At 43.7% G+C, this 17,054-nt stretch carries 19 protein-coding genes; 12 read left to right on the top strand and 7 right to left on the bottom strand.

All coding sequences use genetic code 11. The annotated features are described in order from the left end of the window. Positions 1-237 precede the first annotated feature (237 nt). Entirely contained in the window at positions 238-2,100 is a 1,863-nt protein-coding gene (locus tag AS888_RS19995) for a transglycosylase domain-containing protein (protein WP_061143878.1), read from the bottom strand. Between the two features lie 271 nt (positions 2,101-2,371). Between AS888_RS19995 and kapD the strand changes: the two genes are divergently transcribed. Next, complete coding sequence (kapD, locus tag AS888_RS20000) at positions 2,372-2,995, top strand: 3'-5' exonuclease KapD (RefSeq protein ID WP_061143879.1); 624 nt, start codon at positions 2,372-2,374, stop codon at positions 2,993-2,995. 40 nt (positions 2,996-3,035) lie between these two features. Here kapD and kapB read toward each other — a convergent pair whose 3' ends face one another. Then, positions 3,036-3,422 carry a kinase-associated lipoprotein KapB gene (kapB, locus tag AS888_RS20005; protein WP_061143880.1) on the bottom strand — a complete coding sequence of 129 codons (387 nt, stop codon included), beginning with the start codon at positions 3,420-3,422 and terminating at the stop codon, positions 3,036-3,038. 160 nt (positions 3,423-3,582) lie between these two features. Between kapB and AS888_RS20010 the strand changes: the two genes are divergently transcribed. The 5 genes from AS888_RS20010 to AS888_RS20030 all read left to right on the top strand — a co-directional run bounded on the left by AS888_RS20010 (position 3,583) and on the right by AS888_RS20030 (position 7,545). Continuing rightward, entirely contained in the window at positions 3,583-4,173 is a 591-nt protein-coding gene (locus AS888_RS20010) for a peptidylprolyl isomerase (protein ID WP_397252242.1), read from the top strand. 673 nt (positions 4,174-4,846) lie between these two features. After that, positions 4,847-5,962 carry a M50 family metallopeptidase gene (locus AS888_RS20015; RefSeq protein WP_155645565.1) on the top strand — a complete coding sequence of 372 codons (1,116 nt, stop codon included), beginning with the start codon at positions 4,847-4,849 and terminating at the stop codon, positions 5,960-5,962. Between the two features lie 122 nt (positions 5,963-6,084). Further along, complete coding sequence (locus AS888_RS20020) at positions 6,085-6,309, top strand: hypothetical protein (protein WP_061143883.1); 225 nt, start codon at positions 6,085-6,087, stop codon at positions 6,307-6,309. 101 nt (positions 6,310-6,410) lie between these two features. Further along, the gene (locus AS888_RS20025) at positions 6,411-6,887 is read left to right on the top strand and encodes a GNAT family N-acetyltransferase (RefSeq protein WP_061143884.1); all 477 of its coding nucleotides are present in this window, start codon (positions 6,411-6,413) and stop codon (positions 6,885-6,887) included. A gap of 43 nt (positions 6,888-6,930) precedes the next feature. Next, on the top strand, positions 6,931-7,545 hold the full coding sequence (locus AS888_RS20030; protein WP_061143885.1) for a PH domain-containing protein: 615 nt from the start codon (positions 6,931-6,933) through the stop codon (positions 7,543-7,545). 41 nt (positions 7,546-7,586) lie between these two features. Here AS888_RS20030 and AS888_RS20035 read toward each other — a convergent pair whose 3' ends face one another. Next, positions 7,587-8,444: a manganese catalase family protein gene (locus AS888_RS20035; protein WP_061143886.1), complete on the bottom strand. Its 858-nt coding sequence runs from the start codon at positions 8,442-8,444 to the stop codon at positions 7,587-7,589. A 141-nt stretch (positions 8,445-8,585) separates the two neighbouring features. Between AS888_RS20035 and AS888_RS20040 the strand changes: the two genes are divergently transcribed. After that, entirely contained in the window at positions 8,586-9,341 is a 756-nt protein-coding gene (locus tag AS888_RS20040) for a TraR/DksA C4-type zinc finger protein (protein WP_061143887.1), read from the top strand. A 111-nt stretch (positions 9,342-9,452) separates the two neighbouring features. Here AS888_RS20040 and AS888_RS20045 read toward each other — a convergent pair whose 3' ends face one another. Further along, positions 9,453-10,628: a MalY/PatB family protein gene (locus AS888_RS20045; RefSeq protein ID WP_061143888.1), complete on the bottom strand. Its 1,176-nt coding sequence runs from the start codon at positions 10,626-10,628 to the stop codon at positions 9,453-9,455. 102 nt (positions 10,629-10,730) lie between these two features. On the opposite strand from AS888_RS20045, the gene AS888_RS20050 reads away from it, so the two are divergent. Then, entirely contained in the window at positions 10,731-10,991 is a 261-nt protein-coding gene (locus AS888_RS20050; RefSeq protein WP_061143889.1) for a DUF1871 family protein, read from the top strand. 57 nt (positions 10,992-11,048) lie between these two features. On the opposite strand, the gene AS888_RS20055 is transcribed toward AS888_RS20050, so the two are convergent. Next, a complete protein-coding gene (locus AS888_RS20055; RefSeq protein WP_061143890.1) occupies positions 11,049-11,918 on the bottom strand; it encodes an alpha/beta fold hydrolase in 870 nt (289 codons plus the stop codon). 300 nt (positions 11,919-12,218) lie between these two features. On the opposite strand from AS888_RS20055, the gene AS888_RS20060 reads away from it, so the two are divergent. Next, a complete protein-coding gene (locus AS888_RS20060; RefSeq protein ID WP_061143891.1) occupies positions 12,219-12,719 on the top strand; it encodes an Lrp/AsnC family transcriptional regulator in 501 nt (166 codons plus the stop codon). Then, entirely contained in the window at positions 12,716-13,885 is a 1,170-nt protein-coding gene (locus AS888_RS20065) for an aminotransferase (RefSeq protein ID WP_061143892.1), read from the top strand. Before AS888_RS20060 ends, AS888_RS20065 begins: the two co-directional genes overlap by 4 nt. 157 nt (positions 13,886-14,042) lie before the next feature. Here the strand turns inward: AS888_RS20065 and AS888_RS20070 are convergent, their stop codons facing one another. Then, positions 14,043-14,396, bottom strand: coding sequence for a helix-turn-helix domain-containing protein (locus tag AS888_RS20070; RefSeq protein ID WP_061143893.1), 354 nt, complete (start codon positions 14,394-14,396; stop codon positions 14,043-14,045). A 431-nt stretch (positions 14,397-14,827) separates the two neighbouring features. On the opposite strand from AS888_RS20070, the gene yugI reads away from it, so the two are divergent. Further along, the gene (gene yugI / locus AS888_RS20075) at positions 14,828-15,232 is read left to right on the top strand and encodes a S1 domain-containing post-transcriptional regulator GSP13 (protein WP_061143894.1); all 405 of its coding nucleotides are present in this window, start codon (positions 14,828-14,830) and stop codon (positions 15,230-15,232) included. Positions 15,233-15,359: 127 nt separating this feature from the next. Here the strand turns inward: yugI and AS888_RS20080 are convergent, their stop codons facing one another. After that, entirely contained in the window at positions 15,360-15,593 is a 234-nt protein-coding gene (locus AS888_RS20080; RefSeq protein WP_061143895.1) for a DUF378 domain-containing protein, read from the bottom strand. Positions 15,594-15,805: 212 nt separating this feature from the next. On the opposite strand from AS888_RS20080, the gene AS888_RS20085 reads away from it, so the two are divergent. After that, positions 15,806-16,969, top strand: coding sequence for an iron-containing alcohol dehydrogenase (locus tag AS888_RS20085; RefSeq protein WP_061143896.1), 1,164 nt, complete (start codon positions 15,806-15,808; stop codon positions 16,967-16,969). Positions 16,970-17,054: the final 85 nt, after the last annotated feature.

A 17,054-nucleotide genomic window follows, 5' to 3' on the forward strand; every position in this document is an offset into this window, starting at 1 on the left:
AGGTGCTAATGAAGGCACCTTCTTTTTTCTTAAAACAAGATGGAGCCCCGAATGCCCAGCGTTCAGGAGAATCAGTACTAAGACCGTTGCATTCCGCTCAGCGTAAAACCCTTTAAGCATTCTTCCTCAGGCTTCCTATTCACTTTTTTTCAGCTAAAAAGCCAAACCCCCGGTACGGATGGATTTGGCTCTTAGTCTTTTTGTCGTTAGTCAACCTTGATATTCGTTAGCTTATTTTTATTGCTCGGCCGTTTGGCTGATGTCTTTCCATATCAGTGTATGCGGTGAGCGTGAATAAATGGCCTGTAGGTTGGCTGGTTTGTCCTTGCCGATCCAGACGCCTGTCGTGTAGTTTGCGGTCAGGCCGACAAACCACATGTCTTTTACATCATTGGTCGTACCGGTTTTGCCGCCGACATATTCCGCAGGGAAGTAGGCTTTGCGGCCCGTACCGGTCATGGTTACTTCATGGAGAAGCGTCCTCATTTTGCTGACGGTGTTTTTGCTCCATACCTCCTTGGGTTTATCCTTCCAGCTATAAACGGTTTTACCTTGTTTGTCGGTGACTTTAATGATCGCGCGCGCTGGCTGGTAGTTGCCATCTTGGAAGGAGGTATAGGCATTCGTCAATTCGAGGGGACTCATGCCGTATTCGAAGCCGCCTATGGCCGAACTGATATGGTGATCCTTCATGGTGATTCTTTTGAAATCGAAGGCGTCGAGATACGAAAAGCTCTTTTTTATACCCGTCTTTTCAAAAAGGCGGATGGCGGGTGTGTTATAGGATTGAGCGAAGGCGGTCCTTAACGTGACCATCCCGTAGCTATCACCGCTATAGTTCTTTGGGCAGTAGCTATTGCTGCAATAGCTCGCTCCGCTTACAAGCTGATTGATGTCAGCCCCGGTTTCCTCAAGGTAGGGAGCATAGTCAAGCAGGGGCTTGATGGCCGATCCCGGCTGCCTATAGCTTTGGTATGAACGATTGAAAGAATTTTTTTTATAATCTTTTCCCCCAATCAAAGAGACAAGCTCGTGCGTATGATGCTGTATAACCACTATCGCTCCCTCGATATCATTGACACCGATTTTCGATTGCAGGGCAGTCTTGGACTGGGTTTGCAGTTTCGTATCGAGTGCGGTATGAATGGTTACACCGGAATGTAAAAGCTTTTCGACTTTGTTAGCAAGCTCGGCTTCCGCTTTTTGACGGACAGACTCATCAGAACTTTGCAGAGGTTTCGAGAGACCTTCAGAGGTTGCCACCAGATTTTTCAATTCCTGATGAACATACGTCACATAATCGGGATATAGCTCGACCGAGGTGGACAAGTTCAATCTAATCGTACTTTTGATAAGCCTATCATACTCCATCTGTTCCAAATCGCCTTCGGCTACCATTTGTTTCAGCAACCTCTCTTGTCGCTTTTTCGTTGCATCAAAATGTTGAAGGGGATTATAGTGTTCCGGATTATTAGGGATCGCGGCCAAGAAGGCCAGCTCAGCCTTGGACAACTCCCGAGTCGGTTTGCTGAAGTAAAACTGGGAAGCGGCTTCGATCCCATAGGCGCCATTACTGAAATAGATGGCATTCAAATATAGCTCCATGATTTCCTGTTTGGATTTCTTGCGCTCCAATTGATAGGCATAGAGGAGTTCACTGAGTTTCCGGTTATAAGTCCGATCATGGGTAAGGAAAACATTCCGGGCCAGTTGCTGGGTGATGGTGCTGCCGCCTTGTTCGATCGCATCATTTTGGGAATTGATAAGAAGTGCCCTGCTGATCCCCGACAGGTCGACGCCGCCATGCTCATAGAATTTTTGATCTTCGGAAACGATGAACAGATTTTCCAGGAATAGAGGGATATCATCAAGTTTTAGGTAGGTCCTTTTTCCGCCATCGGATACCTCGCTGATCACTTTTCCATTTGCGGCCGTCATGTAACTTGTCTGGGCCAATTCAATCGAATCAATGGGAATGCGCTCATCGAGCACATGATAGGGAGATTGGGCCAATGACCATTCTTGATAGGAAAGAAAGATGAATAAGGCCAGAACAGGAACTAACAAGAAAATCGTGATATAACCAAGATACGTGCGCATAGTTCAACTTCCTAACTAATATATTTTTAGTATGTTCTTGGACAAAATAAGGAGTGGAATGGTACTTTTGGTTCATCCATCCATCATAATCCAATTAAGGAAGACAATAAAGACTTTTGGGGAATTTAGGACTGCCCTCCGGTAAGGGTGTTGAAGGTGAGGGCAATCCGAAGAAGAACTTTCTAAATCTTCTGTTATAATATTCTCATGAGAAAAGAAAACTAATATATGGTCATAAATAAACGTCAGGACTAAGAAGGGGGTCATAAAAATGGACGAACAACAGCAATATGTATTCATAGATTTTGAATTTACGATGCCGGAGGGGAAAGCGAATCCAGTAGGCTTTTATCCGGAAATCATTGAGGTCGGCTTCGTCACCGTCATGAATGAGACGATTCAGGAGCAATTTTCTTCTTTTGTCAACCCATTGAAATTTCCAGACTTAACGGGAAGGTGCAAGAAATTCTTGAATATAACCCAAGACCAGGTGGACCGGGGGATTTCATTTGAAGAGCTGGTTTCTTTATTGAGGAAGATAGATGAGCAGCATCCAACGACAATTGTGACTTGGGGGAATATGGACATGAAGGTGCTCCGCCAAAACTGTCAGAAAGCAGGGTTGAAGTTCCCGTTTTCAGGAAAACAGACGGATCTTTGTTTGGAGTATAAACGCTTTTTCGGGGATCAAAATCAAACCGGCCTTTGGAAGGCTGTACAGGCCTATGGGAAAGAAGGGACAGGCAAGCATCATAGGGCGCTGGATGACGCAATCACGACATACAATATCTTTAAGCTGGTAGAGAAGGATAAGAGCTATATGCAAAATCATGAACCGACCACGATTGGCGATCGCATTGATTTATCGAAGGTGCTGAATCATTTAGCGTTATAAAAGCCAAATCATCTACTACTGATTTGGCTTTTATCATGCTTTATTTGAAATAATCCACCGCTAGGTCTTCGAGGAGCCGCAAGCTTTTTTCATTCCACTCCGTATCGTCTTCGCTTAAGGTTTGTTTCATTTTCGCAACAGCCTCGTTTAAGGATTCCCGATACTCAGGAATTTCCCCATCAAAGACCCTGACCATATTCTTAGGCACATTGGTTTGCTCCCGGAATGCAAGGGCACGCCGTTGATGGAACATGGACACTTCCGTTTGCTTCGGGTTATGAAGATCTCCCTGCATGGGATGCTTCATGACAGCCAACACTTTAACAAGATATGCAGCAGGCCGGATATCGGTGACTTCGCCGATGTATTTTCCTGTTTTATATATCGCGGTAACCTTATCGCCGATTTTAAAATCTTGTTCTGACATTTCCCTACCACCTTTCTTTAACTTCCTTCATGATACATAAGAACACCGATTTTTCACAGCGATTTTGTTCAATTTTGCAAAGATGCTTTTTTTATGAAAATCGTGTAAAGTGTACAAATGAAGATGAGGCCATTTTATAAAAAAGAAAGAGGGTATGACAATGACAAACTTTCCGCAATTAACAAGTGAAGTATTGGAAAATGAAAAAGCGGTCATCATGCAAACGACGATTGGCGATATTAAAATCAAGCTATTCCCTGAGCTTGCTCCAAAGACAGTGGAAAATTTCTTGACACATGCTGAAAACGGTTACTACGAAGGGATCATTTTCCACCGTGTCATCAAGGATTTCATGCTGCAAGGCGGAGATCCAACAGGAACTGGAATGGGTGGAGAAAGCATTTGGGGAGCGCCATTCGAGGACGAATTCTCGATGCAATTATTCAATTTGCGAGGAGCGCTTTCCATGGCAAATGCAGGACCGGGAACGAACGGCAGCCAATTCTTCGTCGTACAAGCCCAGCACGTGGACAGCAGGATGGGCGGGCAAATGAAGCAAGCCGGTTATCCTGAGGAAATCATCAGTGCTTATATGGAACAAGGCGGCACACCATGGCTTGACCATAAGCATTCCGTTTTTGGACAAGTCATCGAAGGCATGGACGTCGTGGATGCGATTGCTGACGTGGAAACCGTGGCAGGAGACAAGCCAGCCGAAGATGTAGTCATTAAAGGAATCACCATTTTATAAACCATCAAAAGTGAGGGGCCGAGTGTCTCTCGCTTTTTTATGTGCAAGGATGTGCCTGAAGTTATTGCAAGTCCGGAGCCATGAACGCAGTCCACAGTGATGCGGAATCCGGAAAAAGCAGCGGCAAACCGTACTAGGGGAACACGAAATCCTACTATAATTGAGAAATTCGTCCTACACTTCGTATAATTCGACCTAACTCCGCTTAATCCGTCCTAGTCTCCGTTTAATCCGTCCCAGTCTCCATTTATTCGACCTAACTCCGCTTAATCCGTCCTAATCTCCGTTAATTCGACCTAACTCCCGCTTATTCCATTCCGTCCTACACCCAAAAATCCGCCCTGAATCTGGAAATTCCGTCCTACACTTCATCATTCCGCAGTATGATTATGTATGAGCGTGGAAGATCTGGTATATGTTCAATCTAGAAATTCTTCCAATAACGATATTCATAAAACCAAATATGATACTTTGGAATTCAAAATGGAAACGCCCTACTAAAATTTATATGATCTAATGGAATAATTGATAAATGTAACGAAGTGAGTGTTTAAAAGTTTTATCAGCCCATTGATAGAATTTTTTTCTCTCGTCATAAGTCCTTCTACTGTTTGCGATGTCTGAAAACAATCTTCACTATATCGAAACAAAAAGGAATAGAACCACTTTTAACATGGATACTGTAATGGCAATTTATCATTTGAAGGGAGATGCAAATATGCCTGATTATAAATATGTAGTCCTTCACCCGTTATTTTGTTTGTTTTGTCTCTTTTTCTTATTGGGCATTCTGTTTGTAATGACGACTGACACCCTTTATATATTGATTGGACAATTAGCAGCCATCCTCGTCATCGCGATAGGATTCCACGAACTGGGTCATTGGCTGCTGGGTACCTTGTTGAACATGAAATTTAAATTCCTTGCGTTTTTCTGTATCTTGCTAACGAAAGAAGAGGGGAAGATTAGATGTGAGTTAAATAATAGCCTGCCGCTCTCTTTTGGAGTGACGAAAATGTATTTTGATGACAGTCTGTCTGAAAGTAATATTAGGCAAAGAAAAATTTGGTATTATGCTGGTGGCCCGTTAGCGAATTTTTTCTTGCTTACCGTAGCCTCTCTGGTACATTTCATGTTGGACTGGGATAAAGGGAGTTTTAGTGATGTATTGCCTTACTTCATCGTTTTGAATCTTGTGATCATGGTTGCCACTATGGTTCCTATTGAAGGAACAGATGGGTGGAGTATTATGGAAATTATTAAGAGGACAGAAGAGCAGGTTAAGGGCGATAGTCAGCTAGAATCATTCTACTTTCGCCCCGTCCAACAGCTGACAACTCATGACATTAGTTGGCTGAAAGCAAAAATGAATGAGGCAGCCAAATCTGACGATGTCTTTAGTATAACGCTTCTGCTACTCCATCATTATCTGGCAGCCCATCGTCCTGAGGAGGGGAATGAAATCCTTCAGGCTGGTCTTGACAAGATTGAGCTAGCGCAGGAACAGACGGTGCTAAGGCAAATTCTGATTTTTTATAAAACATTAGTGGCATTCTACATGAACGATACGCTCTCAAATGATGGCTATCAAGAACTGCAGAAGATAACCTTTTGGTATGGTGAGGCTTTTTATACGATAGCCCAGGCAATCATACAAGAACCAAATAATAAGAGTGGACGAATGGTAGCGGAGCTTGAAAAGGGCTTATCGAAAACAGGTGAGTTAATGGATCCAAATCAACAAGGAATTCTTAGGATGGTTCTACCTTCAATCGGTAAAGGGGGTTGAGTAACAAATGGAATTCCAATATCACTCTTTGTTTTAGCCAATTCGGTCCACTAGTGGATTGTTCTGGGAATTGATATAATAATAGAAAGCAGTGCATATCTCTATCAAGGAGGAAGTATCGGATGGATTTTCTCGATCATGCTTTACTAGGTTTGTTTCTTTATTTTCCGGAAGACAAGTCTGAGTATATTCCGGCTGGCATCACTTGTTTCATCTTTTTGGTTGCCGCCGTTTTTACGATGAGGGCCATTATCAGATATTCAAAAAAAGAAGAGATGAAGACGAAGCAATTCGAGGATGAAGTGACGAAGAGGAACCAGCGTTTAAAGGATGACAGGCTCACTTGACCTAGGATAAAATTAGAATGAATAATAAAAAGTTCCCTTATCAGCATAAGCAATTTATACTATAAATCATAGAGATAGAAATTTTGGGGGCGTAAGTTGTTATGCAAATCGTAGCGAAAAGGATGATTGCGGCAGATACGGTTAAGCGTTTTTTCATTCACCACTGGGAGACGAGCCAAGTCGTTTTTTCAAGGGGCTTATTTCATTATGCCGAACTTGAGGGTTTCGGGGTGATGGATGAGGATGGAGAAATCTCTGGATTGGGCACGTACAAGGTGTCCGATCAAGTATGCCAGATCATTTCTTTGAATAGTGTGCATGAGAATCAAGGTGTGGGCTCATCGTTGCTTTATGTGATGGAGAATATCGCTAAGGAGAAAAACTGCCATACAATTAAAGCGATTACGACGAATGATAATCTACAGGCATTGAAGTTCTTTCAAAAGAGAGGGTATGCCATTTCGGAAATCGTCAAAAATGCAGTGGAACATTCACGGGAAATCAAGCCTGAAATTCCTTTTTACAGCAGAGATGGCATCCCGATCCGAGATGAGATCATATTGGAGAAAAACGTCTAAAAGGGTGTAGTTCACCTGGAATCATGATAGGAGGAATGGAGAAATGTTCAAGAAAATAGCGGCTGATGCCCTTGGTCTAAGTGATATTGGAAGTGTGATAAGTCCTGCCGATTATGACAAGGTCGATGCAGATGATTATATCATGCACGAAGATGGGGAAAAAATTTATTTCCTGATCAAATCGAAAACGGATGAGTATTGCTTCACCAATCAAGCTTTCATCCATTTGGATGGGACAAGTGCAATCAGCAAGAAGCGTACACTTATGAGGTACAGCTACAGCCAGAATACTATTTCCAACGTGACTCTTGAGACGGCGGGTACCGTGGATTTGGATGCGGAGATCAAATTTTCGATCGGTGCAAGGACCTTTTCCATCGATGTCCATAAAAAATTCATCGAAGAATTGAAGGACCTGTTCAAGTCACTCGTGAAAATATCGGAAATTTGCCATGAGAACGAGTATGCCCTGCAATTTGCGCAGCAAAGCGTAAATCTGGCTTCTTCGACCTTGAACCAAGTTCGCACCGAAGGAAATCAAATGGCGGCAAGCTTCAAGGAAATCAATGCCGCAGCGTTTGAATGGTTGATGGATAGCCGGACAAAATACCATGTGAAAGATTTCGGATACGTTTTTGAAAAATATATCAATAATTAAAAGGGAGGCGGGCACAGGTTCATGTGTCCGCCTTCACTTTTTTAACTGTTCAAGTCATACAAACCAGGGCTATGCTCATTTGGCATATCCGGCATTTCAGGAACGGGGTAGCCATTCGGAGGCTCCGTGACAGTAAGCTGTCCGCCATTGCGGCTAGGCGTTTCACCTTGGAAAACCTCACTGATCCGGGTTTGGTCGAGCCTGAAGTTGAACTGGGCATTGTGATAGCCTAAATCCACATATTTGCGGCATTCAGGGTATTTATTCAAATCATAATTCGGTACAGGAAAGATCTTGCCCCAACTGACCCCGAGTGTTTCCAAGGCTTTGGCAAAAGCGTTTTGGTGAGCATTGTCGCGAACCATCAAAAAGGCGATCGTTTCACGCAACGATTTATTGGAGCTCATTTCATAAATCCTCGACTTTTGCAGCACCCCAGTCGATTCAAGAACGACATTATTCAGAAGGTTGGCAACGAGATTTCCATGATCATAAACATATGCGCCAGTCCAAGGATTTCCTCCCGCATCGACGGGGAGGGATGCTTTTGCCCCCATGATGAAATGGTGGGGGTTTGCGCCGCCCTTGATGACATCATCCAATGGGGCGCCATCGATACCGGAATTTCCCGGCATATTCCCGCCTGCATCATTCAGCAATTGGTTGATCGTCGATTGGACCAGTTCAATATGGCTTAGCTCTTCCAAGAATACACCACGGATCAAATCACGATATTGTTTGGCTTTGCCGCGGAAGTTGGCGCTCTGGAATGAATATTGCATCATCGTCCGCATTTCACCGAATTGTCCTCCAAGCGCCTCCTGAAGAACTTTGGCCGCACTTGGATCAGGCTTATCAGGAACGATCATATTGATTAAATCTTCTTTATAAAAATACAATGAAAGGCCCCCTAGAAATTGATATTTCTCAATTAGCTTTTGTCAGCTGATTTATTTTATTCCTAAGGTAAAAAATACCTTTATGGAATGACTCGAAGAGAGAAATACTAGAGGGAGAACAATTTTGAAAGGATGTTGCACATGCTTTCCAATCAGCAGCTAAAGGGCTTTCAACAGCAATTGCAGCAAACGAAGCAGGAGCTGAAGGAGCGATTACATGATTCGGGCGACTTCGATTTAAGAAGGAGCATGCACGATTCGACTGGTGAATTATCCAGTTATGATAATCACCCTGGCGATCAAGGAACCGAATTATATGAACGTGAAAAGGATTTGGCGCTTACAGAGCATTATCGCGATGAAATAAGTGATATCGATCGGGCCCTAACCGCCATCGAGGCAGGGGAGTATGGTAAATGCGAGGTTTGCTCAGCCGATATTCCGCTTGAACGGTTGAATGCCATCCCTACGACAACCTTTTGTGTCGAGCATACCCCATCAAGGGAAACCTCGGACAATCGTCCGATCGAGGAAGAAGTGCTGGGGCCATCATTCGGTAAATTCGATAACGAAGAACGAAACGAATCGGTCGCATTCGATGCCGAGGATTCATGGCAGGAAGTGGCATCCTTTGGAACATCCGAAACGCCTTCCGATTTCGCTTATCCGCCAAACGACTACGAAGATATGTACATCGATTCAGAAGAGAACATCGGGTATGTAGAGGATTATGAAAATTTCGTAGGTGTCGATATTTATGGGAAGGAAATAACGGTATACCCGAATTCCCAGTATGAAGAACTGAAGGAAGAGCTTTTTGAAGAAAATATCCAAACCTCCTTTGGGGATTTGCCTCGTTATGAGCATGATCCTTATGTGGAGGAAGATAAAGAATAAATGGCAAAAGGAGAGCGACTGCGATGTGCTCTCCTTTTAACATTTGAAAAACGAAAAGGGTTTCCCAATGAGATCATTCGGAAACCCTTTTGTAACACCTATCGAGACCATTTATGAAAAAGCTCGTTTTAACCGCTTTAGCCCTTCCAGGAGTGTAGCGCGTGAACAACCGATGTTCATTCGGACGAAGCCTTCCCCGCCTGGGCCATATTTGGACCCTGGCTCCAATGCAAGCTTCCCGTGATGGATCAGCCGTTCCTTGATTTCCTCATCGGACAGACCAAGGTCACGGCAGTCTATCCATAATAGGTACGAAGCATCAGGATGCATCACATGCAGTGCAGGAAGTTCTTCAGCCATGAATTTCTCTGCCAGCTTAATATTTTCCTCGATGTAGTCCATCATTTCCGTCAGCCATTCCAAGCCTTCCCGGTAGGCGGCTTCCATGGCTGTCAAGGCCAAGATGTTGAGGCCGTGGAAAGCTAATTTCATTTGAACCTTCTGCAATTGCTGCTGCAATTTCTTGTTGCTGGTGATCAGGAATGAAGCCTGCATGCCGGCAATGTTGAATGTTTTGCTTGGGGCCATCAGCGTCACGGTCATCGCCGCTAATTCTTTTGAAAGCGAGGCAATCGGGTAATGTGTCGATCCCTTGTGGAACAAGTCAGCATGAATTTCATCACTGACTATGATGACATCGTACTTTTGACAAAGTTCCCCGATTCGCAGCAGTTCGTCCTTTGTCCAGACACGTCCGCCCGGGTTATGAGGGCTGCAAAAAAGGAATACCTTCACTCCGTTTTTCAGCTTGTCTTCAAAATCGGTGAAATCGATCGTAAAGCGGCCTTCCTCAAGGCTAAGGGGACTGTTGACCACTTCCCGGTCGTTGCTTTTGATCATATCAAAAAATGGTGTATACACAGGTGATTGAAGCAATATTTTATCACCGGGATTTGTAAAGGCTTGGATCGTCGTGCTGATGGCCGAAACGATACCGGAACTGAAAGAGATCCACTCTTTTTCGACTTTCCAGGAATGGCGATCTTTCAGCCAGTTTTGAATTGCGGTGAAAACTGTATCCGAAGGGGCGGTATAACCTAAAATGGGATGTTTCAAGCGCTCGAACAACGCTTTTTGAATGCCTTCGGGAGCCGGGAAATCCATATCGGCTATCCACATTGGCAGTACATCCTCGCTTCCAAACAATGTTTTAAGCGAGCTTTTATCCCATTTCACGGATCCCGTATTCTCCCTTTCATAATGTTCTTCAAAAATTGATTTATTCAAAATATCCACCACCGAAAAATTTTTTGTCGTTTTCGCTAAGAAGCAGTCAGTATGATACTATGATATCATGTTCTTTGAATTTATCGAGCAGGTGATGATTATATGGATACACAGCAAATGAATATCGCGTTGGTGGCCGTTTTACAAGAGTGGGACCCTTTCCGGATCGGAGGGGACTTATATGAGCCGGAAATTGCCGATACAGTCGTAGCCATCCGGGATATCGATAGCCCGCGGGAGCTCGCGGAAAAAATACAATCCATTTACGAGTTCGCTTTCGATGAATCCATCGATTTCGACAAATGCCTCGAAGTTGCACAGAAGCTGCTCATCATAAAAAATGATGCCAGCTGTTCCTTATAAAGGTCAAAAAAGGTGTCCCCAAATGCAGGGACGCTTTTTTTTATTGATTTTGCCCCATTACTCGTGAGCATGTTCCTTAGGTCCAAAGTCAAGGGCGGCTGTTCCGAGGAATTGTTTGATTAATTGGTAGATTTCCGCAGGCTTTTCCTCGGGAAGCAAATGGCCGGTATCTTCAAGCACAACTAGTTCGGAATTGGGCAGATCGCCATGAAGCCTTTGGCCGATTTCCAGCGGCACGACGCGGTCATGTCTTCCCCATACCAGCAGGCAGGGTGTCAGAATATCGCGAAGTTCATCCTTCAGCAAATCTACTTCCTTATCCCGGAGCATCCTCCCCAGGGCACGGAATATATCATGCTTTTCCATGAATGGCCTTATATATCCTTGGCGCATTTCATCATCGATCAGGGCAGGGTCATGGACAACATTTTTCAAGTTCTTTTCGATGCCAGATCGCTGTAGATACCCCTTTATCCCGAATGAAAAGAAAGGCAGGTAGCTGACCAGCTTCATCTTTTCCGAATAGCTTGGCTGATAGCCTGATCCGGCAAGGAGAATCGCGTGTTCAACCAAATCAGGATGCGATTGGATGAGTTGCAGGGAAACCTGCCCACCCATGGAATGGCCGATGATGCTGAATTTGCCGATGTTTTTCCCCGCTAAAAAGCGGACAACGGATTTGGCGATGTTGCGGAATGAATACGTATATCGATAATCTTTTCCGCTTTGTCCGAATGGAGGAAGGTCCAATGAGATCACGTTGAATTCCTTGATTAAGTGGGGCACCAACTTACGGAAGCTGAAGCTGGATGACAAGAAGCCGTGAAGCAGTACAAGGGTGGGAAGGGAGTCATCCATTCGGTCATATTCGAAATAGATATCTATATTATCCACCCGTTCCCTGCCGATGATTGTTTGACGTTCCATATTGGTCCTCTTTCCTCGTCATTGGTCAGCGGATAAAATGCCATAATCACCAAATATAGGGATGGTCCTGCTGTTGCATAACAGTAAATGTAATAATCCCCAGTAAAAATGACAAATGCTATAACAGCTCGCCAATCAATTTTGATATAATAGTGTAAGTTTATCCTGACAGAATAGGACTTATTAATTTTTATTGTCATATAGGATTCCGAAAAAGTCTAATGAGATCATTCGTGAGCCGATCTGCCAGCCAAAAACCATCACATCTACATTAGTGAATTCCAAAAGGGGGGTTTTCCAATGCACTTGAATGAAGAGGAATTGGAAGTCTTGAGAATCATTGAAAATAACAGCCGGATCGACCTGAATGATTTGGCTAAAATGACCGATTTATCAGAAGCGGACATTGAAATTACATTGAAAAAATTAGAAGATATGCGTGTCATCGTCCGTTATTTAACGGTCATCAATTGGGCTAAGGTGGATGAATACCACGGTGTCACGGCGATGATTGATGTGAAGGTTACACCAAAACGCGGCGTCGGTTTCGATGAGGTCGCAAAACGGATTTACAAATTCAAAGAAGTGCAATCTGTGTATTTAATGTCAGGCGCCTATGATCTTTCAGTCATTGTCGAGGGACGCTCGATGAATGAAGTGGCTAGCTTCGTTTCCGAAAAACTTTCGACGCTTGATTCCGTCATTTCGACGACGACGCACTTCATCATGAAAAAATACAAGCATGATGGCACCATTTTCGATCAAACTGAAGAAGATAAGCGGATCGTGGTGTCACCATGATCAAAACGAGTTATGTTTCAAGAACGATAGCAGAGCTTAGACCATCAGGCATCCGCCGCTTTTTCGACCTGGCAGCCAATTTGGAGGGGGTCATCTCCCTTGGCGTGGGTGAACCTGATTTCGTTACATCGTGGGCAGTAAGGGAGGCGGCGATCAATTCCCTGGAGGAAGGATTTACCTCTTATACGGCCAATGCCGGTTTATATGAGTTGAGGTCGGAAATCAGTCGATATATGGAAAAGCAGTTCCATGTATCTTACAGGCCAGAGGACCAAATCATCGTCACGGTTGGTGCAAGCCAAGCGCTGGACATTACTTTGAGGACCATCTTGAATCCTGGTGAAGAAGTCATCGTTGTCGAACCGTGCTTCGTTGCATATGCACCTTTGGTTACGATGGCGGGAGGGGTCCCGGTCACGGTCCAAACCTCAAGGGACGATGATTTCAAGTTGACTCCCGAGCAACTCGAAGCGGCGATTACGCCAAAGACGAAGGCCGTTTTAATCTGTTCCCCAAATAATCCAACCGGTACCCAGCTTGGGCATGAAGAATTGGTGATGCTTGCTGAGATCGTCAAAAAGCACGACTTGCTGGTCATTTCCGATGAAATCTATGCCGAGCTTGCCTACGATGAGCAGTTCACTTCATTTGCCGCCATTGATGGCATGCTGGAGAGGACGATAGTCATCAATGGATTTTCGAAAGGGTTTGCGATGACAGGATGGCGGCTTGGTTTCGTTTGTGCGCCCAAGGAAATTTCCGAAGCGATGCTCAAGCTTCACCAATATGCGATGATGTGTGCGCCGACGATGGCGCAGCATGCTGCATTGGAAGCCTTGAAGCATGGAATGCAGGACGTAGAGGATATGCGTCGCAGCTATCGGAGAAGAAGGAATTATATCGTCAAATCATTTAACGAAATAGGGCTTGACTGCCATAATCCCGGCGGGGCGTTCTATGCCTTTCCCTCCATCGAGAAGACCGGGATGACTTCAATGGAATTTGCCGAAAAACTATTGACCGAGGAACTTGTTGCGGTCGTTCCGGGAGATGTGTTCGGCAAAAGCGGAGAAGGTCATATCCGTTGTTCCTATGCATCCTCCATGGAGCAACTTCAGGAAGCGCTGAAGAGAATGGAACGTTTCATGGCCAACCATTGTAAATAAGCAAAAAAATAGGGATCCGGCCATTATGCAGCCGGATCCCTTTCCATAGGGGGAATTAGAAAAAAGAGTTAATCTAATGGATTAACATAGAAAGTGTTAATCATAGTATATCCAGCCTGTTGATAAAAAATACACATACCATGACCATTTTTTTGAATTAAGCTTGTGTATTATATAAAGTATGCATAACATTCAGAATTTGTTCTTCACTGAAATCCTTGGCCGCCCTTAAGATGAGTTCAGCCTTTTTGGTGCCGATTTCTTCAATTAGTTTTTTGATGTCGTCGTCCATGCCAACTGCATTCCCGGTAGGGGCATCCTTCAAAAATTCCGAAGCAGGAATATCAAGAACGGTGGAAAGACGTAAAATGGTTTGTGTATCAGGGACCGATTCCCCTGATTCATACTTTTCGATTTTTTTGGTGCCGATTCTTAATTTCAAAGCCAGTTCCTGCTGCGTGAGGTTATGGTCTTCTCGATATTGCCGAATATTCTTCGCGACATTTGACATAGGGTAGGCACTCCTTTTTATGGAAAAAATTTAGTTAATGTCATTATTTTACCATATTATAACTTAAGAATAGGAAACTGAATATGTAGGTTTTGTGAAAAAAATCGCTTGCGAAACTTCGAAATGAGCATATCTTAATGAATCAGGCGGTAAAAAAATTCAGTAATGAGGATTTTATAGCTGGCAGACCCGATGTTAGAAGGCTGAAGTTTTGCCATGGAAAAGGAAATCCAGGTTATTTGCAAATTATTAGGATAAGTTATAAATAACGATTTCATCTATTTAATTATTATTTCCAAAAAACAAACATTTTTTATGAGTAAAATCCTAAAAAGTATGGTATACTTAACTTTGATTATTTACCAAATATGTGATATAATTTTTTATTGCGTGAAAAGACGAAAAAATATATATAAAATAGGAGTGTTACCATGTCTGAAAAATTCGAAATTGGTGCGGTAGTTACTGGTAAAGTAACTGGTATTCAACCATACGGTGCTTTTGTTGCTTTAGATGATTCAACTCAAGGTTTAGTTCATATTTCTGAAATCACTCACGGATTCGTTAAAGATATCAACGAACATTTAAAAGTGGGCGATGAAGTGAAAGTGAAAGTTCTTTCAATCGATTCAGCTGCTGGAAAAATCGGCTTATCGATCCGTGCTACAGAAGAAGCTCCTGAGCGTACTGAAGCTCCGAAAAAAGCTCCGAAAAAACGCCAAGCATCTGTTAAAGCAACATCTCACATCGAATCTACTGAAGGATTCAACACATTGAAAGACAAACTTCAAGAGTGGATCGAACAATCTCAACGCGAAGACCTTATCAAAAAATAATTTTTTAAAACCGGCAGATCTTTTGATCAGCCGGTTTTTTTGACTAATGAAATAAAGCCGGGTCAGGATAAACCATGCCCCGGCTTATTTGTTGTACATAAAAGATGTCCAGGAACTTACCCATTCTTTAACGAGTCGGTTTTGTTTCTGGCTCCCTGGATATTTCAGGACTTGGTTTGAAGAGAAGACCAAGATTGACCAAGCCAGCAATTCCAACCAATCCATAAACGATACGGGCCAATGCAGCATCCTGGCCTCCGAAGATCGATGCGACTAAATCAAATTGGAAAAACCCTATTAATCCCCAATTGATTGCACCGATTATTGTAAGAACAAGTGCCGTTCTTTGAATTCCACTCATTGTACAGCCTCCTTTTTAAAATAAGTTCGTTCTTTACTTATCATGCTTTTTCATCATGTAAATATACATCTTTACAAAAGTTCCGGACGGATTTTTTGTATTTATATGTCACATTGGTCATAATGAAGAAAAGAAAAAACTTGCCATTGCCCGCGTGGATGTTTACAAGGCTGCAAAAAAGGTGATGTGTCATAAAAAAGGAGAGAAATCCAATGGAAAATTACACGTTTAAAAATCCCACTAAAGTAATTTTCGGGAAAGATCAGCTTGAAAGCATAAAATCCGAAATTCCGGCTTATGGAAATAAAGTTTTACTCGTATACGGATCCGGCAGCATAAAGAAAAATGGCTTATATGAAAAAGTGATCAAAGCCTTGAAAGAAATCGATGCCGAGGTGCACGAACTATCCGGGGTTGAACCGAATCCGCGCATCTCCACCGTTCAAAAGGGTGTGGATCTTTGTAAGCAGCATCAGATCGACTTTATCCTTGCCGTTGGCGGCGGAAGCGTCATTGACGCTACAAAGGCCATTGCTGCAGGTGCTAAATATGACGGCAACCCATGGGAACTCGTCATCAAGAAGGCGCCGGTCGAGGCGGCATTGCCGTTTGGAACGGTGCTGACGTTGGCTGCAACGGGCTCCGAAGCAAATTCGGGATCCGTCATAACAAACTGGGAGACAAAAGAGAAATACGGTTGGGGCAGCCCATTGGTTTTCCCTCAATTCTCCATTTTAGATCCCGAAAACACTTTTTCGGTACCTAAAAACCAAACGGTATACGGAATGGTCGATATGATGTCACATGTGTTCGAAACATACTTCCATCCCGAAACGCATGCACCGCTTCAGGATCGTTTCTGTGAATCGCTGTTATTGACCGTGATGGAAACGGCACCTGAACTATTGAAAGATCTCGAGAATTATGAGCACAGGGCTACGATCTTGTATGCCGGGCATATTGCCCTTAATGGTTCGCTCGGAGTCGGTTACAGTGGTGATTGGGCGACGCATAATATTGAACATGCCGTCTCGGCAGTGTATGACATCCCTCATGCCGGCGGATTGGCCATCCTGTTCCCGAATTGGATGAAACATGTACTTCATGAAAATGTCTCACGCTTCAAACAGGTTGCGATCCGGGTATTCGATGTCGATCCTGAAGGGAAAACGGATGAGGAAGCGGCACTTGAGGGAATTGACAGGCTTCGTGCATTTTGGAGCAGCTTAGGGGCGCCGACGACTCTTTCCGATTATGGAATCGATGACTCGCAGCTGGAAGTCATCGCTGATAAAGCGATGAGCAGAGGCGATTTTGGCCGATTCAAGATCCTGAACCGTGAAGATGTCCTTGCGATATTACGCGCTTCTTTATAATCAAGAAAAATATCCCCATTCCCACCTTTATGAGGTGGGAATGCAATTTATTTAATCGGGAAAATTCACCAATTACTTTATCCAG

Origin of the sequence: Peribacillus simplex, assembly GCF_001542915.1 — a bacterium.
In the GTDB taxonomy this organism is placed as follows: domain Bacteria; phylum Bacillota; class Bacilli; order Bacillales; family DSM-1321; genus Peribacillus; species Peribacillus simplex_B.